At 64.3% G+C, this 19,948-nt stretch carries 18 protein-coding genes, 1 tRNA gene and 1 other RNA gene; 13 read left to right on the forward strand and 7 right to left on the reverse strand.

Annotated features, from left to right (window positions below; genetic code table 11):
* Window positions 1–17: 17 nt before the first annotated feature.
* From ACODS0_RS21785 to dapF, 5 genes are all read right to left on the reverse strand, one after another.
* The gene (locus ACODS0_RS21785) at window positions 18–1,697 is read right to left on the reverse strand and encodes an IPTL-CTERM sorting domain-containing protein (protein WP_431173655.1); all 1,680 of its coding nucleotides are present in this window, start codon (window positions 1,695–1,697) and stop codon (window positions 18–20) included.
* 298 nt (window positions 1,698–1,995) lie between these two features.
* Window positions 1,996–2,667 (reverse strand): signal peptidase I, encoded by a 672-nt coding sequence (gene lepB, locus ACODS0_RS21790; protein ID WP_176888317.1) that lies wholly within the window; start codon window positions 2,665–2,667, stop codon window positions 1,996–1,998.
* A 193-nt stretch (window positions 2,668–2,860) separates the two neighbouring features.
* Entirely contained in the window at window positions 2,861–3,838 is a 978-nt protein-coding gene (locus ACODS0_RS21795) for a tyrosine recombinase XerC (RefSeq protein WP_306555974.1), read from the reverse strand.
* A 45-nt stretch (window positions 3,839–3,883) separates the two neighbouring features.
* The gene (locus ACODS0_RS21800; protein WP_488837123.1) at window positions 3,884–4,573 is read right to left on the reverse strand and encodes a DUF484 family protein; all 690 of its coding nucleotides are present in this window, start codon (window positions 4,571–4,573) and stop codon (window positions 3,884–3,886) included.
* Complete coding sequence (dapF, locus tag ACODS0_RS21805; RefSeq protein ID WP_121422302.1) at window positions 4,570–5,451, reverse strand: diaminopimelate epimerase; 882 nt, start codon at window positions 5,449–5,451, stop codon at window positions 4,570–4,572. The genes ACODS0_RS21800 and dapF overlap by 4 nt, the downstream gene beginning before the upstream one ends.
* Window positions 5,452–5,567: 116 nt before the next feature.
* Between dapF and ACODS0_RS21810 the strand changes: the two genes are divergently transcribed.
* From ACODS0_RS21810 to ACODS0_RS21835, 6 genes are all read left to right on the forward strand, one after another.
* Window positions 5,568–6,272: a glutathione S-transferase N-terminal domain-containing protein gene (locus ACODS0_RS21810; RefSeq protein WP_488837124.1), complete on the forward strand. Its 705-nt coding sequence runs from the start codon at window positions 5,568–5,570 to the stop codon at window positions 6,270–6,272.
* A gap of 126 nt (window positions 6,273–6,398) precedes the next feature.
* Entirely contained in the window at window positions 6,399–6,596 is a 198-nt protein-coding gene (locus tag ACODS0_RS21815) for a hypothetical protein (RefSeq protein WP_488837125.1), read from the forward strand.
* 95 nt (window positions 6,597–6,691) lie between these two features.
* Window positions 6,692–8,365 (forward strand): MBL fold metallo-hydrolase, encoded by a 1,674-nt coding sequence (locus ACODS0_RS21820; RefSeq protein WP_488837127.1) that lies wholly within the window; start codon window positions 6,692–6,694, stop codon window positions 8,363–8,365.
* A gap of 158 nt (window positions 8,366–8,523) precedes the next feature.
* Window positions 8,524–9,309 carry an rRNA pseudouridine synthase gene (locus ACODS0_RS21825; protein WP_488837129.1) on the forward strand — a complete coding sequence of 262 codons (786 nt, stop codon included), beginning with the start codon at window positions 8,524–8,526 and terminating at the stop codon, window positions 9,307–9,309.
* Window positions 9,310–9,682: 373 nt separating this feature from the next.
* Window positions 9,683–10,951 (forward strand): YjgN family protein, encoded by a 1,269-nt coding sequence (locus tag ACODS0_RS21830; RefSeq protein ID WP_370628606.1) that lies wholly within the window; start codon window positions 9,683–9,685, stop codon window positions 10,949–10,951.
* 2 nt (window positions 10,952–10,953) lie between these two features.
* Window positions 10,954–12,186 (forward strand): M48 family metallopeptidase, encoded by a 1,233-nt coding sequence (locus ACODS0_RS21835; protein WP_488837131.1) that lies wholly within the window; start codon window positions 10,954–10,956, stop codon window positions 12,184–12,186.
* A gap of 110 nt (window positions 12,187–12,296) precedes the next feature.
* Here the strand turns inward: ACODS0_RS21835 and rnpB are convergent.
* Window positions 12,297–12,636, reverse strand: an RNA gene (rnpB, locus tag ACODS0_RS21840) — RNase P RNA component class A.
* A gap of 327 nt (window positions 12,637–12,963) precedes the next feature.
* On the opposite strand from rnpB, the gene ACODS0_RS21845 reads away from it, so the two are divergent.
* Both ACODS0_RS21845 and ACODS0_RS21850 read left to right on the forward strand, forming a co-directional pair.
* Window positions 12,964–13,629, forward strand: a complete 666-nt coding sequence (locus ACODS0_RS21845) for a peptidoglycan recognition protein family protein (protein ID WP_228897358.1) — start codon at window positions 12,964–12,966, stop codon at window positions 13,627–13,629.
* Window positions 13,630–13,631: 2 nt separating this feature from the next.
* Window positions 13,632–13,973: a hypothetical protein gene (locus ACODS0_RS21850; protein ID WP_228897359.1), complete on the forward strand. Its 342-nt coding sequence runs from the start codon at window positions 13,632–13,634 to the stop codon at window positions 13,971–13,973.
* A gap of 112 nt (window positions 13,974–14,085) precedes the next feature.
* Here ACODS0_RS21850 and rtcR read toward each other — a convergent pair whose 3' ends face one another.
* Window positions 14,086–15,744, reverse strand: a complete 1,659-nt coding sequence (gene rtcR, locus ACODS0_RS21855) for an RNA repair transcriptional activator RtcR (RefSeq protein ID WP_488837134.1) — start codon at window positions 15,742–15,744, stop codon at window positions 14,086–14,088.
* 345 nt (window positions 15,745–16,089) lie between these two features.
* Here rtcR and ACODS0_RS21860 point away from each other — a divergent pair.
* From ACODS0_RS21860 to ACODS0_RS21880, 5 genes are all read left to right on the forward strand, one after another.
* Window positions 16,090–16,153 (forward strand) — tRNA-OTHER (locus ACODS0_RS21860).
* A 313-nt stretch (window positions 16,154–16,466) separates the two neighbouring features.
* The gene (locus ACODS0_RS21865) at window positions 16,467–17,606 is read left to right on the forward strand and encodes a slipin family protein (protein ID WP_488837144.1); all 1,140 of its coding nucleotides are present in this window, start codon (window positions 16,467–16,469) and stop codon (window positions 17,604–17,606) included.
* A 9-nt stretch (window positions 17,607–17,615) separates the two neighbouring features.
* Complete coding sequence (locus ACODS0_RS21870; protein WP_488837136.1) at window positions 17,616–18,422, forward strand: hypothetical protein; 807 nt, start codon at window positions 17,616–17,618, stop codon at window positions 18,420–18,422.
* Window positions 18,423–18,448: 26 nt separating this feature from the next.
* Complete coding sequence (locus ACODS0_RS21875; protein ID WP_488837138.1) at window positions 18,449–19,669, forward strand: RtcB family protein; 1,221 nt, start codon at window positions 18,449–18,451, stop codon at window positions 19,667–19,669.
* Between the two features lie 3 nt (window positions 19,670–19,672).
* Window positions 19,673–19,948 (forward strand): hypothetical protein (locus tag ACODS0_RS21880; protein WP_488837140.1); only part of this gene is annotated, 276 nt, incomplete at its 3' end.

Below are 19,948 nucleotides of genomic sequence, written 5' to 3' on the forward strand. Positions count from 1 at the left end.
GGTTTATTGGTTATGCATCAGCGGCGACGGCGTGCAAAGGCCGTGGTGAAACAGCCCATCAGAATCGACAAAATGATCATCCCCCACTGGGACAGCGTAGGAATGGGTGACGCAAACCCGATCTGGCTTGCCGGCGAACACACTTCCAGACCCGGCGTGGCCCCGGTAGCGGCCACTGGCGTCACACAGAAAAACAGGAAGTTGCCCATATCGCCTGCCACCGGGGTATACCCCATCGTTGTGGCGACATTCGTTCCTGCCGCCACGCTGTTGCTGGGGCTGCGCACCCAGCGGAAGGTGGACGCACCCTGCACGTCTGCATTGGCGTCCGTGTAGGTGTAGTTGCCTGTGGCGGGTTGCCCAATGGTCGGCACGCCCGCAACGGACACGGACAGGGCCACGGGGGGCACCTGCGCAACCACCGAGATTTGCACCGTCGCATCGTCACAAAGAGCCGCGTTCGGAGCAGGCAGGCACACCCGGTAGGTGAATGTGTCGGTCCCGCTGAAGCCAGCATTCGGCGTGTAGGTATAGGCACCCGTCGCGCTGTTCAGATTCAGGGTGCCGTTGGCGGTGCTCGCGAGCACCGCGTACGTGGAACCCACCGGGGCAGAATCATTGCCCGTCACCGAAGCATTGAACGGCACCCCTTGGGTGGCGGGGCCTGCATTGTCATCTACCGCATTCGGGCCGACGGTCACTGTGACCGTAGCGGGGACGCAGGTTGCCTGATCAGGTGCTGGCTTGCACTGTTGATAGGTGAACGTATCCTGGCCTGAAAAACCAGGTTGCGGCGTGTAGGTGTAGGCCCCCGTGGATGGATCGAGCACCACAGAGCCGTTGGCGGGTGTCGCAACCACGGCAAAAGTGGAGCCAGCCACGGTCGTGTCGTTGGTGGCCACATTGCCCGGCACAGGGGTGTTGAACGGGGTGGTGGCCGTGTCGTCCACAGCGCCGATGGCTCCAGGCGGCAAGGTCACCGTCACGGTTCCAACATCCACCCAGGTGCCTGGCACCGTGGCTGCATCGGTCACGGCTAGGTTGTCCAGCTCGAAGCCCCCTCCTCCAGCGTGGCGGACAACGATGGTCCTGAAATTGACGCTGGCCCCCCGCAGCAACAGGTTGATGTAGCCATAGGGCTCTCCTGTATTGCGACCCGCAGGCGGATTGGGGTTGCCAAAGTAGTCCGCCTTGGCGTACGAATTGCCGTCGATCGCCGTGATGTTGCCGCCCCCACCCAGCAGCGTTGTCAGCGAGTTCGTCGTGAACTGCGCCAACAAGGTGTTGGTGTCGTCATAGAACTCGATGGTGTTGCCGGCGTTGCCCGCCGACCACCAGAATCCAACGTACTTCCGGTCGCCAATCAGGGTGATGGTGACCTGGTTGCCGTTTCCTATAGCAAGGTAGTTCCCTGTCCCATCTGCGCCACCATACTGGTCAGCCGCAGTACGGTTGACACCCCCGGTGGCACCCGTCCAAGCCCCGATGGCAAAACTCCCCGTCGCACCAATTGCCCCTGCTGCATCCGAGAAGGTTTCAACAATGGCGCCCGATCGCGTCGTGTTCTGTTCGCCGGGCGGTGAAAGGTATACGTCCAGAGTCTGAGCGCCAGCGTTAAAGCCGCTCAGCAAAGAAGCCGCACCCATCAGCACGGCAGACAAGGTCGGGGGACGCAGCAGAGAACCGGGGAAGCGCATAGATCGGGACAGGCTCAAAAGTGTGGCCGCGATCATAGGGGGAGGCGTTACGCAAAGCGACAATAGCCACCAAAATGCAACACTTGTTGACAATCTGCTACCTAAGGCGGCCACAAGCTCCAGAGTTATTCCCTCTGAATGCGGGGTCAGCAGCCCCGTCCCTCACGCCTCCAGCGAGCTCAACCCCATGCTTGCATGCGACCAATCAAGGCGAAAGTGAAGCGCTGCCCGAGTCGCGGACGTGGCCACAATGCCTCTCTGCGCCCACCGCACAACGCGGTTCAGCGCTCGCGCCGAATCAAAGCGCGTGACCGAAACGCCCCAGGCGCGGGGCCCAATTGGCAAGGATGTCGGCCGACACCAGCACCCGGCGCGCCTGGCCGATGAGCAGGTGGCGCGGCACAAACCCGATGTAGCGTGAGTCGGCGCTGTTGTCGCGGTTGTCGCCCAGCACCAGGTATTCGCCCTCGGGCACCGTCACCGGGCCGAAGCTGCGGTGCGCGGTCACGCCCTGCAGCCACTGCACACGGCGCTCGTGGCCCTGCAGGTGTTCCGTCCAGCGGGTGGCGGGCACCTGGGCGCCCCATTCCGCCAGGGTTTCGGTCACCGCTTCGGGCGCGTCATAGCGCGCCGCCTCGCCGTTGAGGTACAGCACCTCGTCGCGCATTTCCACAGTATCGCCGGGCAACGCCGCAATGCGCTTGATGAGCCGCGTGCCATCGCGCGGCGACGAGAAGGTGACCACATCGCCCCGCTCGGGCTCGCCCAGGCGGGCGAGCACCACATCGGTCAGCGGCAGCTTCAGATCGTAGGCCAGGCGGTTGACAAAAACGACGTCACCTTCGAGCAGCGTGGGGCGCATCGAACCCGAAGGGATGGGGTTCCAGTCGGCCACCGCCGTGCGGAAGATGCCGAAACACAGCAGCAGCACGATGAACCCACGGTTCGATTTGATCCATTTCAGCAGCATGACGACAACTCCAAGTAGCTTCAAAGCAAGCGCTCTGCTCGGATGCGCCCTGTTGCAACTTGGTTCCGTGAGACAGGCCATTGCGGATCTCCCCCACCGCTTGCTTTGAGCGCAGCCAATTCCAGTGCACCCGTGGAACCGGCTTTGCCGGGCCAGGGGGTGCGTCCCCCTTGGGGGGAAGCGGCGCAGCCGCTCAGGGGGGCTTTTTTCTAGCTCGGGGATGCGCCGCGTCATACACCTTGGCCAGGTGCTGAAAATCGAGGCGCGTGTAGACCTGTGTGGTCGTGATGTTGGCGTGGCCCAGCAGCTCCTGCACCGCACGCAGGTCGCCGCTGCTTTGCAGCAGGTGGCTGGCAAAGGAGTGGCGCAGCATGTGCGGGTGCACCGGCGTGGTCAGCCCCGCCTGCTGGCTGCGCTGGCGCAGGCGCAACCAGATCGACTGTGCCGTGAGCCGCTTGCCGCGCTGGCCGACGAACAGTGCGGTGTCAAGCCTCGCCGATCCTTCACCGCCGAAGGGCGTGGCCCGCAGTAGCAGCCAAGCCTGCAGCGCTGCGGTGGCCGCGCGCCCCACGGGCACGCTGCGGCGCTTGCTGCCTTTGCCGAACACATGGGCCTCACCCGCTTGCAGATCGACCCAGCCCCGGCCCTGGCGCTGGGTGTCGGCATTGGGGATGGCGTCGAGCCCCGCCAGTTCACCCACGCGCAGGCCGCAGCCGTAGAGCAGCTCGACCATCGCCGCATCGCGCGCCTCCAGCCAGGGGTCGGCGCCGGTGTTGTCGAATTCGGCCAGCCGGACGGCGTCGTCCACGCCCAGCGCCTTGGGCAGTGGCTTGGGCGCCTTAGGGGCGCGCACGTCCTGCACCGGATTGTGCGGAATCAGCCCCTGCCGCCCCGCCCAGATGAAAAAACCGCGCCAACCCGAGAGGATGAGCGCAATGCCGCGCCCGCTGCGCCCGCCGCTGTGCATCTGCGCGACAAAACGGCGGATGTGTGCGGTCTGCAGCTGCAGCAGCGGCACGCTGACCGCCGCAGCAAACTGCGCGAGCTTTTCAAGGTCCAGCGCGTAGAGCGTGAGCGTGCGCGCTGCCAGCCGCTTTTCGACGCGCACGTGCTCCAGGTAGCGCAGGACGTGGGGGTCGAGCGTGGTGGGCGCAGTGGGCGTGTCAGACATGGTTACCGAGGCTGAGCCGCCGCAGAGTGGCCGCTGGCCGTCTGGCTACTTCAGACGAAGCAATGCGGAGCTGGCGAGTTCTGCCATGCGCGACAGAAATTCGGTGCCCATCGTGGCATCAAAACGCTGCGGGTCTTGCGAGCCCAGCACCAGCAGGCCAAAGGCGGGCGTGGCGCTGTCGATAGCGCCTGCGCGCAGCGGCAGCAGGGCCAGCGACTGGGCGGGCTCGCCCGCCTCGTTGGCCAGCCAGGCGGCGGGCTCGAAACCCAGGTTGGGGCCGCAGAACGGCATGGTGAGCGACGAGGCGAACGCGCGAGCGTCTTCGCTGGCGCCCTGGGTGAAGTCGGCGTCGATGTACGGCGCAGCCACCTCCCACACGCGGACCGCCGCCTGGGGCACGTCGAAAAGGGTGCGCACACCATCCACCACAGCCTGGGGCAGGTCGAACGGGTCGCGCACCTGCAGCAGGCTGCCGGTCCATTGGTGGACCTTGTTGGCAATGGCAGCGTTTTCGGTGCTGTTACGCACCATTTCCATGATGCGCTGCTCCAGGCCCTTGATCTTCTCTCGCAGCATTTCAGCCTGTCGCTCCTGCAAGCTCACGGCGCGCGCGCCGTGTGGGCTGGTGATCTGCACGCTGGCCAGCACCTCGGCATGGCGTTCGAAAAAGCCCGGCGTGTTGGTGAGGAACTGGGCGATGTCGTCTTCGGTGATCGGTGGGATGTGGGACGTCATAGGAGGGTGTCAGGAATATCGATCTGGCCTTCGAACACCGTGGTGGCGGGGCCTGTCATGAAAACGGAATCGGTGTCGGCACCGCTCCAGGCAATGGTGAGGCGGCCGCCGCGCGTGTCCACATGCACCTCGTTATCGAGCAGGCCGAGGCGGATGCCGGCCGACACGGCGGCGCAGGCGCCCGTGCCGCAGGCCAGGGTTTCGCCAGCGCCGCGCTCGAACACGCGTAGCCGCACGTGGGTGCGGTCCACGATCTGCAAAAAGCCTGCGTTCACGCGCTGCGGAAAACGCGCGTGGCGCTCGATCAAAGGGCCCGCTTCGGCGACGGGGGCGGTGTCCACGTTGTCCACCAGTTGTACGGCGTGTGGGTTGCCCATGGAGACCACTGCTATCAAAACAGTAGCTACTAGCGCTTTACCATCCAGCGCTAGAGGCCATTTTTGCCCTGATCCTTGCTCTACAGGGCTCAGGCCGCTGGCATCGAACGGTACCTGCGCGGGATCGAACTGCGGGCGGCCCATGTCCACGGTGACACGGCCATCGGGCGTGAGGCGGGGGGCGATCACGCCGCTTTGGGTCTGCACCCGCAGGGTGTCTTTGCCCGACAGGCCTTTGTCGTGCACAAAGCGCGCAAAGCAGCGGGCGCCGTTGCCACACTGCTCCACCTCTCCGCCATCGGCGTTGTGGATCACGTATTCGAAGTCGATACCGTCAGCGGGCGAAGGACGCACGGTGAGGATCTGGTCGGCCCCCACGCCGAAGTGGCGGTCGGCCAGAAAACGGTATTGGGCGGTGCTGAGCCCCAGGCGGCCCTGGGTTTCGTCGAGCACCACGAAATCGTTGCCCGCGCCCTGCATTTTGGTGAAGCGAATCTGCATCCGTCAGATTATCGTCGGTGGGCCGCCAATAACCTCAGGCAGCGCCGGTTTCACGGCCCCATTAGGCTTGCGCTCTTTGGGCGCCGCTCTGGCTGCCACCCGCCAAGGACTCTTTGATGCCCGATCTTTCCGCCTTCGCCATCACCCACAAATGGCCCGCCCAGCACCCCGACCGCCTCCAGCTGTATTCGCTGCCCACGCCCAACGGCGTGAAGGTGTCGATTGCGCTCGAAGAGCTGGGCCTGCCGTATGAACCCCACCTGGTGAGCTTTGACACCAACGACCAGACCTCGCCCGAGTTCCTGTCGCTCAACCCCAACAACAAGATCCCCGCCATCCTCGACCCGAATGGCCCGGGTGGCCAGCCGCTGGCGCTGTTCGAATCCGGCGCCATCCTGTTGTACCTGGCCGAGAAAACCGGCCAGCTGATCCCGCAGGAGGCCGCTGCGCGCTACGAAACCATCCAGTGGGTGATGTGGCAGATGGGCGGCCTGGGCCCGATGTTCGGCCAGCTCGGCTTCTTCCACAAGTTTGCGGGCAAGGACTATGAAGACAAGCGCCCGCGTGACCGCTACGTGGCCGAATCCAAGCGCCTGCTGGGCGTGCTGAACCAGCGCCTGACAGGCCGCCAGTGGGTGATGGGCGACCAGTACACCATTGCCGACATCGCCATCCTGCCCTGGGTGCGCAACCTGATTGGTTTCTACGGCGCGGGCGACCTCGTGGAGTTTGGCCAGTTCACCGACGTGCAGCGCGTGCTGGACGTGTTTGTGGCACGCCCGGCGGTGGTCAGGGGTCTGGCAATTCCGGCACGCGGCTGAGCGAGGAGAGGGTGCGCGCTGGCGCTTTCTTTCTCGCCCGCCCTTGATATTGATCATGTCGGCCAGCCCGCCGCACGGCCGCCGCGCACCTACGATGGACCTCCTTAAAAAAACAGGGAGTACCTTATGGGATTAACCGTCAACGTTCTGGACGATCTGGGCGCGCACAACCTTCAGGCAGCTGCCCAGGCGGCACTGCAGGAGACCAACGCCATCGCGTTGATCGAGCTGCTGGAGATGCTGTGGAGTTGCGACGTGGACGGCGCCAACGCCGTCATTGATGCGGTGCTGCTGCGCCTGCAGCAGCTGCGGGCGTTGCGCTGAGTGGCCAACCCCAGCACATCCGCCGTAGTACGGCCCATGGGCCGTACCGAAGTGGGACGTGTGCACACGGCGCGCCTCCCCTCGATAATGGCCCGATGCCCCGCACCAGCCAACAACTGCACCCCTACCGCGAACCTGTAGCCACCCGCCTGGCCGCCACTGTGCTGCTGCTGCGCGATGCACCCGGCAATGCGGGAGGCATCGAAGTCCTCATGACCCGGCGCTCCGACAAGGCCAGCTTTGCACCGGGTGCCTATGTGTTCCCGGGCGGGGGCATCGATGCGCTGGATGCGCAATCGCACACTGCCGCCGACCGCCGCCCCACCCAAAGCGACCTGCACCTCACCCAGGCCATCGCCGCCATCCGTGAGAGTTTTGAAGAACTGGGTGTGCTGCTGGCCCGCCATGCCGACGGCCCCCGCAAGGGGTTGATGGCCGATGCGCAGGACATCGCCGCCATCGACCGCCACCAGCCCTTTGTGGCGCAATGCACCGCGCGCGGCCTGCGGCTGGCGGCCGACAGCGTTTTCATGCTTGCCCACTGGATCACCGACCGCGACCTGCCGCGCCGCTTCGACGTGCCATTTCTCGTCGCCCGCATGCCCGAGGGCCAGGAGCCTGTGGCTGACGAGGCCGAGCAGTTCGAGCCCGTCTGGGTGCGCCCGGCCGATGCGCTGGCACGGCATGAGGCGGGGCAGTTCTTCATGATCTTTCCGACCATCCGCACACTGCAGCGGCTGGCCACGTTTGCCACCACCCAGGCCGTGTTTGATGCACTGGCCCACGAGTTGCCCCTGTGGACCAGCTGCCCGCGCGCGGGCACGCTGGCGGGCAAGGAAGCGCGGTACATGGAAAGCGACATGCCCTACGGCGAGCTGGCGCTGGTGTGCCCCGACGGCCAGATCGTGCACCCGCTGGACTGGCAAACCGAGCGCCCCGTGCCGCTGCTGCGCAACGTACAGCGGTTGACCGCCCCCAACCCCGGCGTGATGACCGGCCCCGGCACCAACAGCTACCTGGTGGGCGACCCCGCCACGGGCTATATCGCCATCGACCCCGGCCCGGCAGACCCCGAACACCTGGACAAGCTCTGGCGCGCGGCGGGCGGTGACATCCGCATGATCGTGTGCACCCATTCGCACCCCGACCACTCGCCGGGCGCCGCGCCGCTGCAGGCACTGTGTGTGCAGGCGGGCAAAGCCCGGCCCCCCATCCTGGGCCTGCCCTCGGCGCCCACCGCGCGCACGGCCAGCACATTCACACCCGACAGATCGCTACAAAATAATGAGCTACTCGCGCTTGATGGACAAGCGCCAGAGGGCAATATTACCCATACTTTGCAGGTCATCCACACCCCGGGCCACGCCGCCAACCACCTGTGCCTGCTGCTGGTGGAAGACGCCCTGCTGTTCAGCGGTGACCACATCCTGAACGGCAGCACCACGGTGGTGGACCCACCTGACGGCAACATGGCCGACTACCTCGATTCGCTGGACAAGCTCGACGCCGTGTGCGCCGAGCTTGGCGTGGAGTTCATCCTGCCTGCGCACGGTTATGTTCTGGGCAATGCCCGTGGCGCCATCGCCAAGCTCAAGTCCCACCGCCTGGCACGCGAGGCCAAGGTGCTGGCCGCCATGCAGGCGCTGCCCCAGGGCAGCATGGAAGACTGGGTGCGGCACGCCTACGCCGACGTGCCGCCGCGCATGTGGCCCGTTGCGCAGCGCTCGCTCCTGGCGCATGTGGAGCGAATAAGAATGTTCGCCCCCTGAGTCGCCTGCGGCGCCTTCCCCCATCCGGGGGACGACGCCCTCGCTGCGGGGCGGCCCTTGCTTGGCGTCCCTGGCGGAGAGCGCGCCCGCTGCACGCGCCACGAACAACAAGAGGCGTGCCCACACAATCCATCCAACAAAGAAAGCCGCCCCAACCCATGAATGACAAAAACCCCGACCCCTCCCACATCCGCCTGGCCAAGCGTGTGGCCGACCAACTGAACTGCTCGCGCAGCACGGCCGAGCAGTTCGTCGAAGGCGGCTTTGTGAGCGTGGACGGCCAGGTGGTGGAAGCCCCCGGCGCACGCGTGCGCCCTGACCAGGCCGTGACGGTGGCGCCAGACGCCAGCCTGCTGGAGTTGACCCCGGTGACCTTGCTGCTGCACAAGCCCACTGGTTTTGAAGCCGGCCTGGGCCTGCCCGCCGGGCAGGCGGCCCACGCCAGCCGCAGCCAGGGCGCCACTGCGGCCACCACCCTGCTGAGCCCGGCATCCCACCTGCCTGAGGACGCCTCAGGCATCCGTGTGCTGCAGCGCCACTTCAAGCAGCTGGAATGTTTCACCCCACTGCCCACCGAGGCCAGTGGCTTGGTGGTCTACACGCAGGACAAGCGCATCGCGCGCAAGCTGGCGGAAGACATCGAGTCGCTGGAGCAGGAGTGCATCGTGGAGGTGAAAGGCGACATTGCACCGAACGGGCTGCAGCGCCTGTGCCACGGCCTCTCGTTCAACGGCCGCCCGCTGCCGCCCATCAAGGTGAGCTGGCAAAACGAGACCAAGCTGCGCTTTGCCCTCAAGGGCATCCGCCCCGGCCAGATCCCGGCCATGTGCGAGGCCGTGGGCCTGGCCGTAGTGGCCTTGAAGCGCATCCGCATCGGCCGCGTGCCGCTGGCGAAGGTACCTGAAGGGCAGTGGCGGTATTTGCAGCCTTGGGAAAGATTTTGAATCCCCCCTGAGTCGCCTTCGGCGCCGTCCCCCCCGGGGGGACGCCACCGGTGGCCTAGCAAAGCCAGTTCCACGGTGGCACTGGTCTGGCCGCGTGCCCCGTGGCTACGTCGGTGCGACCGTCCGCTTGGCGACCCTGCCGACGGGTTCGGTATCAGACCAACCCAAACCGTTCACGCTGAGCTTGTCGAAGCACGGCGCCAAGCTTGGACATGCTCGGCCCGAACGGTAAGCCCCAGCTTCCAAGCGACAAGTTCGCAGCTATCAAATTCATAGCTTCCAGCGCTTGATAGAAAAGCGCCAGATGCCAATTCGGCATAAACTTTTCTTCCACAGACCGCTGCTACACTGCGCGGCAAACAGGAGGGAGTTCATGAGCCAAGTTTCATCAGACAGAGACAGCGCTGCGGGGCCGATGTCTACGTTCATGCCGCAGAACATCGATGCACACCCCATGGAGTTCACGGGCAGCGGGGGCGAATACTTTCGGGTGTGGATCGTCAACGTGCTGCTGTCCATCGTCACGCTGGGCATCTACACCCCCTGGGCCAGGCGCCGCACGGCGCAATACTTCTACAGCCACACGCTGGTGGCGGGCAGCCCGCTCGAATTCACTGCGCAGCAGCGCAAGATGGTGATGGGCTTCGTGCTGCTAATGCTCATCACCCTGGCCTACAACATCGCGGCCAACACGGGGCAGGATGCTGCCGTGGGCGTCTTGCTGCTGACGGGCGCCGTGCTCTCGCCGCTGATCTGGGGCAGTGCCATGCGCTTTCGGCTGGGCGCCACGCGCTGGCGCGGCCTGCGCCTGCAGTTCACCGCCCACTGGAAAGAGGTCTACCTCGCGAGCTGGCCCCTGTTTGCGCTGGCATTGGTGTGGTTTGGCGTGTTTTTTGGCATGCAGATCCTCTCGCCCGAACTGGCCGACGTCTTGCAGGAGGTGGAGGACGAAGCCGCCAACCCCAAGATGCCTTCGTTCACCCCGGCCATGGGCGCCCTGCTGCTGCTGGGCCTGGTGCTGACCGTGCTGTGCTTCATCCGCCTGGAATACAACTACAAGAGCCTGCTGGTGCTCAAGGCCCAGGTAGGCGCCGAAAAAGGCCGTTGGAAGCCGGTGTACATGGATTTCGTCAAGGTGTGGCTGGCCACGGTGGCCGTTTTCGTGCTGACCGTGGTGGGGTTCTCGGTGTTGATTGGCGTGCTGGCGGGCAGCTCCATCGCCCTGTTCGCCGGTCAGAGCAGCCGCATGGGCTTGTGGATGATTCTGGTGATCATCGTGTCCATCGTCGCGGGCATCTTCATGCTGATCCTGGCTTCGGCCCCCGCCCGCGCCTACCGCGAGGCGCGCATGTTCCAGCTCATGTGGAACAACATCGGCGTGAGCCATGTGGCACGGTTCAAGTGCCACCTCAAGAGCGGCAGCTACGTGGGGCTGCGCATCAAGAACATGCTGCTCACCCTGCTCACGCTCGGCCTCTACCGCCCGTTTGCGCGGGTGAGTGAATACCGCATGAAATGCGAATCCGTCACCCTGCACGTCAAGGGCGGCGTGGAACAGGTGGCGGGCGCCATGGTGCGCCAGCAACAGGGCGGCCTGGGCGATGCGCTGGCCGATGCGGCTGGCCTGGACCTCATCGGTTGAGCATGCCCGCCCCCGTGAACACAGACCTGCTCCAAGGACGCTGGTTCGACGGCCAGAGCAGCAGAGCCCGCCCCGTGATGGTGAGCCTGCGGCCCACGCCGCAGGGCCCGTCGCTGGTGCTCCACCCGCTCTCACAGCCGGGCGCCGAGCCGGTCGTGTTCGCTTGGCAGGACGTGGGCTGGCCAGAGGCCTGGAACGAACACAAGCCCCAGCCCCGGGTGGTCGTGGACCTGCGGGACCACGGCAGCCTGGAGATCGATGCCGTGAGCGACTGGCGTGCCGCCCTCGCAGCCGCTGGCGAGCGCCCCGGCCTGGCCCAGCGCATGCAGACCCGCTGGCCCGTGCTGCTGGGTGTGACAGCCGCCGCCGTCATCGGCCTCACGCTGTTCTACCGCTATGGCACGCCCTGGGCAGCCACACAGCTCACCCGCTTTGTGCCCCTGGGCTGGGAAACCAGCGTGGCCGAGAACGTGCTCAAGCAAATGGACGACGGCACCTTGAAGCCCAGCAAGCTCCCCAAGGAGCGGCAGGAGCAGCTCAAGGCCCGCTTTGACGCCCTGGTGCAGCAGACGCCCACAACCATGCACCGCTACCCCGACTACCGTCCGCCGCTGTCGCTGGAGTTCCGATCGGGCATGGGCGCCAATGCGTTTGCCCTGCCCGGCGGCAAGATCGTGATGACCGACGGCATCGTGAAAACCGCCACCGACCAGGGCCTGCCCGACGACGCCCTGGTGGGCGTGCTGGCCCACGAGATCGGCCATGTGGTGTACCGCCACACTACGCGCATGGTGGTCGAACAAGGCGTGCTCAACATGGGCCTGGGCCTGGCGCTCGGGGACGTGTCGGCCGTGGTGTCCACAGGCGCATCGGTGCTCACTGGCCTGGCCTACAGCCGCAGCCACGAACGCGAAGCCGACTGCTACGCCATCGCCCTCATGAACCACACGGCCTTGCCCACGTCGCCCATGGGCAAGCTGCTGCTGGCAATTGCCCACGACGAAGAGGACGAAGAAGAAAACAAGAAGAAAGAAGAAGAGAAAGCGGGCCAGGACAAGACGGCTGCACCCAAGGCAGACCCCGGCGCCAGCAGCCCCGAGCGGGCGCGCCAGCGCAAGACGGCGGAAGAGATGGCCTCGCATCCCGTGTGGTCGCTGCTCAGCAGCCACCCCGACACCGTGGCGCGAGCCAGCGAGCTGGAAAAGGGGCATGCGCCCCATTGCGCGAAAAACTGAGCCAGCCCTCGCCCCTTGCTGGGCAAGGCTGGCTTATTCCCGCCATCGGCAGAGCTTGAGGCGCGAAGGGCCTGGGAACCGCGGTGGGGAAACCGGGGATGGGAAATAAAGTGTGAAGCGCGCCGATAAGCCGGATTCTGTGCACCACGGTTGCCCGCAGTGTGACCGCCATTAATCTGGGCCGGGTGTCGCCACCACGGCTCGGTGCTACCTACCCGCCAACTCTGCGGAACCACATCAACGTTGGCCTACTTGGTATTGCTGCGCGTAGAGATTGCCCGTTTCACCCCCGGTGGTTTGCCTTGCGGCACTCCCCCGGGACTCGTCTCTGTTGCTCTGATCCTCACCTCACGGTGGGCAGCCGTTAGCTGCTACGCTGTCCTGTGCAGTCCGGACGTTCCTCCAGTGCTTGGTTTCCCAGATTGCACCAGCGGCGGTCTGGCGCGCTTCACGCTGGCGATTATCGCATCGCCCCTGGCCACGGCGCACGGCGCTGCGCCATCCGCAAGCTGCACCTGTCTCAAAAATCCACTTAGTGCGCCCCGGTAGGCGGGTGGCCACTTGTCGACTTGCCTGAGTCGCTTTCCGGCTTTGCATGCACAAAGGGTAAGCAGCCATTGAAAACGGGTCCTAGATCGTGACGGGCCGCGCAATGACTACTTACAGGATGAAACCAGAAATACTGTCTCACTGGTAATCACACATATGGCGCCACGGGTTCTCAATGGGCACACTGGCCCCGCACCGTTTACCACAGCAACATCAGGAGGAATGCCAATGAACGTGACTGCAACGACCCATGCGGGAGGAGTTCCGGGTGGCCACGGGGTCAATGAAGATTTGACCATCAAGGACGGCTTTATCGTCGACCCACGCGTAGTCGATAAGCGCGTTGCGGCACTGGAACACGGCGCCATGACCAGGGTCGATGCCATCGTGCTGCACCAAACCGACAGCAGCACCATGAATCTAGAACACGCCAAGACCGACGGGATCGGCGCGCACTTCTACATCGAAAAAGACGGCACCATTTACCAAACTGCGCGACTAGACCAGAGCGTCTACAGCGTCGGAAAAATCCGCTCCCGATGCGATGACAGCCGAACCTGCAGCAAAGAAGAGAAAACGGCGATCGACACGCTCATGAACTCGTCTGCAAGCTACGGCGCCAAAGTCAAAGCGCTCAACACCCGGGAGCAGGCCAAGGCCTACCCCGATCGATATCCAACCAACGGTGACTCCGTGGCCATTGAAGTGGTAGCCAAATTCGACCCAAAGACAAAACTGTTCGAGCGCCCCACGGCAGAGCAGACCGAATCGCTGAAATGGCTGACGCAGGCATTGGGTAGCCACTACGGGCTGGACTTGCAAACGGACGTTTACCGTCACTCCGACATCTCTTACAAACAGGCCGATGAGGCCAAGAGCCTGGTGTTCCAATGAGGGTGGCGCTGATCACCCTCTTGTCTTGTTGGGCCTGCGCGTCCGCAGTGGCACAGCCATCCAACCTTCATTGGGTACAGAGTTTCGCCGTCAAAGAAGGCACACGTAACCGCTGCGAAGCACCGCGCTTCAGTGAAGCCGAATTAAGGACGTACTTTCTGCACGAAGCCAAGCGCGTCCCGGAAGAAGGGTTCGCGCAACGTGACTGGTCTGGCTGCTACGCGGAAGGGTTCGCAGTAAACGCTCGGGGCGAACGCCAACTTCACTGGCAGCTCGACCTGCTGGGAACAGGAATCATCACCTGGACAGATGGCCAGACTCACCATTTCGCGCGCGAGCAGTGAGACGTTTCCCGCATCACCGCCCTGCTGCGCGGCTGGGCGCTGCCCCGCCAGCCATCGCAGGGCCGCCGCCGAGGCTTGCGCTGCAAACACCGCGCGGAACCACGCACTGTGTCTAATGGCGTCGTCCCAACCATGACGGGAACGACGCCGAAGTCAACCGCTCCCAGTCCAGCCCGAACCGCGCCAGGTACTTGCGCAGCCGGTCCGCATCATTGACCACCGTGCGCTGCGTGCGCGAGGCTTGGAACAGCAGGCGCCCTGCGTCCGACAGGGTGCGGGCCTGGCGGCAGACCTGCAGCACGGCAGCGAGTTGCAGCTGGTCGAAGAGATCCATGGACTCCACGGCATCCTTGCCGAGCAGATCCGAGAGATGGTCACGGCCCAGCGTACCGGGCGTGGACGCCAAACCGTTGCGCGCATCGCTGGCGGGTTGCCACAGCCAGCGCAGGCGGGCCATTTCGGCCTCGACCAGGGACAGGCCAATGCGGCCGCTGTCGGCCAGCGTGGCCAGGCGCGTCACGCTGGCCGAAAGGTCGCGGAAGTTGCCGGTCCACAGGGCCTCCGGCGACTGGGCGTAGCGCAGGTAGGCCGCGCGCGCCTCGTTGGAAAAGCGCACGCTGCGGCCCAGCTCGGTGCCTGCGCGGGCCAGCTGGTGGTCCACATTAGGTTCGATGTCTTCAGGCCGCTGCGCCAGGCCGGGCAGCACATAGCTCCAGAGGTTGATGCGCGCATACAGGTCTTCGCGAAAGCGCCCGGCCGCCACCTCGGTGCGCAGGTCGCGGTTGGTGCCGGCGATCAGCTCGAAGTCGCTGGCCACCTCGCGGTCGCTGCCCATGGGGTAGAAGCGCTTTTCCTCCACCGCCTTGAGCAGCATGGCCTGCTCGTCCAGGCCCAGTTCGCCAATCTCGTCGAGGAACAGCACGCCCTTGTGTGCCGTGCGCAGCAGGCCCGCACGGTCGGCCGCTGCGCCAGTGAAGGCGCCCTTTTTGTGGCCGAACAGCGTGGACGCTGCGCCGTCGCCATGCAGCGTTGCGCAGTTCACTTCCACGAACTCGCCCTCCACCTGGTGGCGCGACTTTTTCAGCTCGAACATGCGCCGCGCCAGGTGCGACTTGCCCGCACCCGTGGGCCCGGTGAACAGGATGGGCGCGCGCGAGCGCACCGCCACGCGCTCCACCTCGTCGATCAGCGCGTTGAAGCGCGCGTTGCGCGTGGCAATACCGCTTTTGAGGAACTGCACCGCGTCCTGCTGCTCGGCGCCAAAGCGCTGGGCAATCACGTCGTAGCGCGAGAGGTCCAGATCAATCAGCGCGTAGCTGCCCGGATCGCCCATCTGCTGGCGCTTGGGCGGCGAGGTCTGCGCCAGCACGCCCGGAATGCGGCGCGACTCCACCAGCAGGAACAGGCAGATCTGCGCCACGTGGGTGCCAGTGGTGATGTGGGTCCAGTATTCCTCGCGCTCGGTGTCAAAGCGGTAGCGCTGCGCCCAATCAAAGAGCTTCGCATACACCTCGCCAAAGTCCCACGGGTCGGCAATGGGCAGGGGTACCAGGTTCACCGTGGTCTCGGGGGACGCGATCACCATGTCCGCGCGCACCTGGTGCGCCAAGTCCTGGTGGGGCGGCGTGTAGAGCAGCTCCAGCCGCTCGATCACCACGTCCTCATGCTGCACCAGCGATACGGTGGGGCGCCACTTCTCCCACCGCCCCGCGCCCCGGCCGGAGTCGAGCTGGGTGCCAAGGAAACCGATCACGACTTTGTTTTTGCGCATGCTGTTCATCTATTTAGCTAGCTTTAATTCTATTAATTTCAAATTCACCTAAGAAGTAAAAAATCTTACGGATGAATTTCTCTATACAAATCAATGACTTGAAGAAATTCAACCGACAAAATCAGGCTGGCACACATCTGGCAATAGATAAGACATCCAGCGCAGGCGGTGACCGCTCACAGGCCGGGGTTAGGACCAACGTTCGCCCCGCCGGTGCAGGGAATCCGGGCTCTCAAAGCCCTGTCGATTCCCCGCATGCCGCACACCGTGAGCGCTGGGTAACGGCACGGCAGTGGTAGCCATCCCGAAAGGGGTGCCGGGTTCGACTCCCGGCTTGCCTCCATTGGTAGCTCATTGGTAGAGCACCCTCGCAAGAGGGCTGTAGCAGGTTCGACTCCTGCCCATTCATCCGACCGAAGGGTTGGAACTGAGAAACGGTCGAAAGACCACCCGCCGAACGCGGGGAGTTGCCCCAGGGTTGCGCCTCTTTTGGACGCAACCGCAAGGCAAGACCCCGTCAGCCGGTGGCGGTTTGTGCCAGCACCCGGCACAGCCCGCGCCCGCAGCCAGCCACGCTGCCGCCCTGCTTGCAGGGCAGCAACCACGGCGCACTGCAGGGCCCTGGCTGTGCCCCCTGGCACCCCGCCATCGCTGTAACGGCACCCTGATTGCAACGACAACGAAGAAGTAACGACAACGACAGAACAAGGAGAAGAAAAATGATGAAGCTGATCGAACGAGTGACCGTGAAGAAAAACGAACGCGCCCTGCTGCTGCGCAACGGCAGCTTTGACCGCGTGCTCCAAAGCGGCACCTACTGGCTGTTTGCAGGCATGGACCAGTTGCGCGTGGAGACCTTCGCGCTCGAACAACCCGCCTTCACCCACGGCCTGGCCGACTACCTGATGGCGCAGGAGCCTGCCGTGGTGGCGGCAGAGTTTGTGCAAGTGAACCTGTCGGAGCAGCAAGTGGGCCTGCGCAGCGAAAACGGCGTGCTGGTCGAGGTGCTGCCCCCTGGCACCCGCCGCCTTTATTGGAAAGGCCTGGTGGAGGTGTGCGTGCAGGTGATCGACCTCGACGCTGGCCCCGAGCTGCCCGCCGCACTGGTGGCGCGCCTCACGCACACACAACTGCGCCAGCGCAGCGTGACCGGATTGACCGGCGTGCTGCAGGTGCAGGTGCCCGAGGGCCAGTGCGCGCTGCTCACCATCGACGGCAAGGTGGATCGACTGCTGCCCGCAGGCGCCTACGCGTTCTGGAAGTACGGCCGCACCATCGCCGTGGAGCTGGTGGACCTGCGCCTGCAAGCCGTGGAGGTATCGGGCCAGGACATCATGACCCGCGACAAGGTGAGCCTGCGGCTGAACCTGTCGGCCACATTTCGCTACACCGATGTGCTGCGCGCCTTTGCCCAGTTGCAAAAGCCTGCCGACCACCTGTACCGCGAACTGCAGTTTGCGCTGCGCGCCGCCGTGGGCACCCGCACGCTCGATGAGCTGCTGGAGAACAAGACGGTGATCGACGACGTGGTGACCGCGCACATGGCCGCCAAGCTATCGCCCTACGGCATGCAGCTGGAAAGCGTGGGCGTGAAGGACATCGTGCTGCCCGGCGAGATGAAAACCATCCTGACCCAGGTGGTGCAGGCGGAGAAACAGGCCCAGGCCAACGTGATCCGCCGCCGCGAAGAGACTGCCGCTACGCGCTCACTGCTCAACACGGCGAAGGTGATGGAGGACAACCCTGTTGCCCTGCGCATGAAGGAGCTGGAGACGCTGGAGCGGGTGGCTGAACGGATCGACAAGATCTCGGTGTTTGGCGGACTGGATCAGGTGCTGAACGGCCTGGTGAAGATACGCTGAAAGAGAACCATGAAAAAGAAACCAACGACTGCTGCAATGCCTCTGGAAGACGCCACACAGGCGGTCTACCAGACCTTAGCGAAATACCAGGCACCGCATGGGCTGCTGGATGTCTGCACCGGCTGCTGCATGGATGCCGAACTGGAGCGCGAGATGCGATGCCTGCCGCTGCGCCAACTGACGCGGGAACACTTTTATCAATACAACGACTCTGCCAAGAGCCAGGTACAGCCCGCTGACGAGATCAAGTACTACCTGCCTCGCATGCTGGAATTGCTGGCGCAAGGAGCCCGATTGCACCACTCCACCGAGATCTATCTCGACCGGCTGGGGCGTTGCCTTGCCGATGCCTACTCATCTGACGAGAAGGCTGCCGTGCTGGGGTATGCACGGGCATTCTTCGCCGAGGGCCTGGCGCAGTGGGAGCCGGACAGCGAAGGCCTTTTCCAGGGAGAGCACGCATTCAGCATCCTGCTGATGTGGGACTACGCCGGAGTATCCATACAGCCCTTGCTGGGCGACTGGTTGGCTGACGACCGCGAAGCGGCGACGCTGAACTTTGTAGATTCCTACTACTGGGAATACTGGACGAATGGCGGAGCGATCTCCAACGCGTTTGCCGAGGCGCCCTTTCATGCCGCCATGCAGGCATGGCTGAATGATCCGCAAGTCAAAGCCGCGTGGGCACACAAGCTATTGAAGCTGACAGAGGACGGGCCACCCGCCGACTGGCGCCCGGCATGCGCCAAATGCGGCCAGATCCACTACCCGCTGACCGAACGCATTGCAGCTGTCTTTGATGCAATGGCCAGCTGAAGATGAACAACAGAACAGGAAGAAAGATGAACAACTACGAACAATACGAAGTACCCAACGGCGTGCCCGTGAAGATGTGGACCAACGGCGTTCCCGTGGAAGAAGAAGCCCGCAACCAGCTGCGCAACATCGCGCGCCTGCCCATCGTGTTCAAGCACGTGGCGGTGATGCCCGATGTGCACCTGGGGATTGGCGCCACCATCGGCTCGGTGGTGCCGACCCTCAAGGCCATCATTCCCGCTGCGGTGGGGGTGGACCTGGGTTGCGGAATGATGGCGTGCAAGACCACGCTGACGGCCAGCGACCTGCCTGACAACCTGGCTGGCGTGCGCTCCGCCATCGAGCGCGCCGTGCCGGTGGGGATGACGCCCAAACGCATGGGCCGCGATAAAGGCAGCTGGGACACCCCGCCCGCCGAGACCGACCGCGCCTGGGCCGGGCTGGTGGATGAGTTCGAGGAAATTTGCGAGGCGCACCCGCGCATCAAGAACACCAACAACTACAAGCACCTGGGGACGCTGGGAACGGGTAACCACTTCATCGAGATCTGCCTGGACGAACACCAGTCCGTGTGGGTGATGCTGCACTCCGGCTCACGCGGGGTGGGGAACGCCATCGGCACCCACTTCATCGAGCTGGCCAAGAAGGACGCCGAGATGAACCAGCGCAATCTGCCCGACAAGGACCTGGCGTACTTCGAGGAAGGCGCGCAGCACTTCGGCGACTACGTGAAGGCCGTGGGGTGGGCGCAAAAGTTTGCTGCCGCCAACCGCGAAGTGATGATGGGCCGCGTGATTGCCGCGCTGCGCCAGGTGATCACCAAGCCGTTCGAGACGCACATTGAGGCGGTGAACTGCCACCACAACTACGTGCAGCGCGAAACGCATTTCGGGCAAGAGGTCTTCGTGACCCGCAAGGGCGCGGTGAGTGCCGAACAAGGCAAGCTGGGGATCATCCCGGGAAGCATGGGGGCCAAGAGCTTCATCGTGCGCGGAAAAGGTAACCCCGAGAGCTTCAACAGCTGCAGCCACGGCGCTGGCCGCACCATGAGCCGTACCAAGGCCAAGAAGATGTACACCGTGGCCGACCAGATTGCCGCCACCGAGGGCGTGGAATGTCGCAAGGATGCCGACGTGATCGACGAGATTCCGATGGCATACAAGAACATCGACGCGGTGATGGCGGCGCAGGAAGACCTGGTGGAGGTGGTGTACACGCTCAAGCAGGTTGTGTGTGTGAAGGGGTGACCGATGAACTACTACGAACTAAGCATGCTGGATGACGTCATTGACTCAACAGCCCAGACTGCGGAACAAGCAGAGCGGCTGAATCGGATCGCCTGCTCACCAAAATGGTTCGTGACAGCAGCGCATTCCGCCGCACAAGGTGCTATGTCCTGCTACTTAAACCAAGGCAACGGGATAGCGTCATGGCGCGAGAGAGATGCAAAGGCTTGGCTAAAAGCTCATGATGAACCGCCCCGGGTTTCGTGGAGGCCGGTTGGTTTAAGTCAGACCACCACCATG

It is taken from the genome of Acidovorax sp. FG60, from assembly GCF_057808995.1.

What these genes read in the sequence shown, in the direction of transcription:
- ACODS0_RS21785 (WP_431173655.1), bottom strand. Translation starts at nt 1,697, where the DNA reads ATGCGCTTCCCCGGTTCTCTGCTGCGTCCCCCGACCTTGTCTGCCGTG.
- lepB (WP_176888317.1), bottom strand. Translation starts at nt 2,667, where the DNA reads ATGCTGCTGAAATGGATCAAATCGAACCGTGGGTTCATCGTGCTGCTG.
- ACODS0_RS21795 (WP_306555974.1), bottom strand. Translation starts at nt 3,838, where the DNA reads ATGTCTGACACGCCCACTGCGCCCACCACGCTCGACCCCCACGTCCTG.
- ACODS0_RS21800 (WP_488837123.1), bottom strand. Translation starts at nt 4,573, where the DNA reads ATGACGTCCCACATCCCACCGATCACCGAAGACGACATCGCCCAGTTC.
- dapF (WP_121422302.1), bottom strand. Translation starts at nt 5,451, where the DNA reads ATGCAGATTCGCTTCACCAAAATGCAGGGCGCGGGCAACGATTTCGTG.
- ACODS0_RS21810 (WP_488837124.1), top strand. Translation starts at nt 5,568, where the DNA reads ATGCCCGATCTTTCCGCCTTCGCCATCACCCACAAATGGCCCGCCCAG.
- ACODS0_RS21815 (WP_488837125.1), top strand. Translation starts at nt 6,399, where the DNA reads ATGGGATTAACCGTCAACGTTCTGGACGATCTGGGCGCGCACAACCTT.
- ACODS0_RS21820 (WP_488837127.1), top strand. Translation starts at nt 6,692, where the DNA reads ATGCCCCGCACCAGCCAACAACTGCACCCCTACCGCGAACCTGTAGCC.
- ACODS0_RS21825 (WP_488837129.1), top strand. Translation starts at nt 8,524, where the DNA reads ATGAATGACAAAAACCCCGACCCCTCCCACATCCGCCTGGCCAAGCGT.
- ACODS0_RS21830 (WP_370628606.1), top strand. Translation starts at nt 9,683, where the DNA reads ATGAGCCAAGTTTCATCAGACAGAGACAGCGCTGCGGGGCCGATGTCT.
- ACODS0_RS21835 (WP_488837131.1), top strand. Translation starts at nt 10,954, where the DNA reads ATGCCCGCCCCCGTGAACACAGACCTGCTCCAAGGACGCTGGTTCGAC.
- ACODS0_RS21845 (WP_228897358.1), top strand. Translation starts at nt 12,964, where the DNA reads ATGAACGTGACTGCAACGACCCATGCGGGAGGAGTTCCGGGTGGCCAC.
- rtcR (WP_488837134.1), bottom strand. Translation starts at nt 15,744, where the DNA reads ATGCGCAAAAACAAAGTCGTGATCGGTTTCCTTGGCACCCAGCTCGAC.
- ACODS0_RS21865 (WP_488837144.1), top strand. Translation starts at nt 16,467, where the DNA reads ATGAAGCTGATCGAACGAGTGACCGTGAAGAAAAACGAACGCGCCCTG.
- ACODS0_RS21870 (WP_488837136.1), top strand. Translation starts at nt 17,616, where the DNA reads ATGAAAAAGAAACCAACGACTGCTGCAATGCCTCTGGAAGACGCCACA.
- ACODS0_RS21875 (WP_488837138.1), top strand. Translation starts at nt 18,449, where the DNA reads ATGAACAACTACGAACAATACGAAGTACCCAACGGCGTGCCCGTGAAG.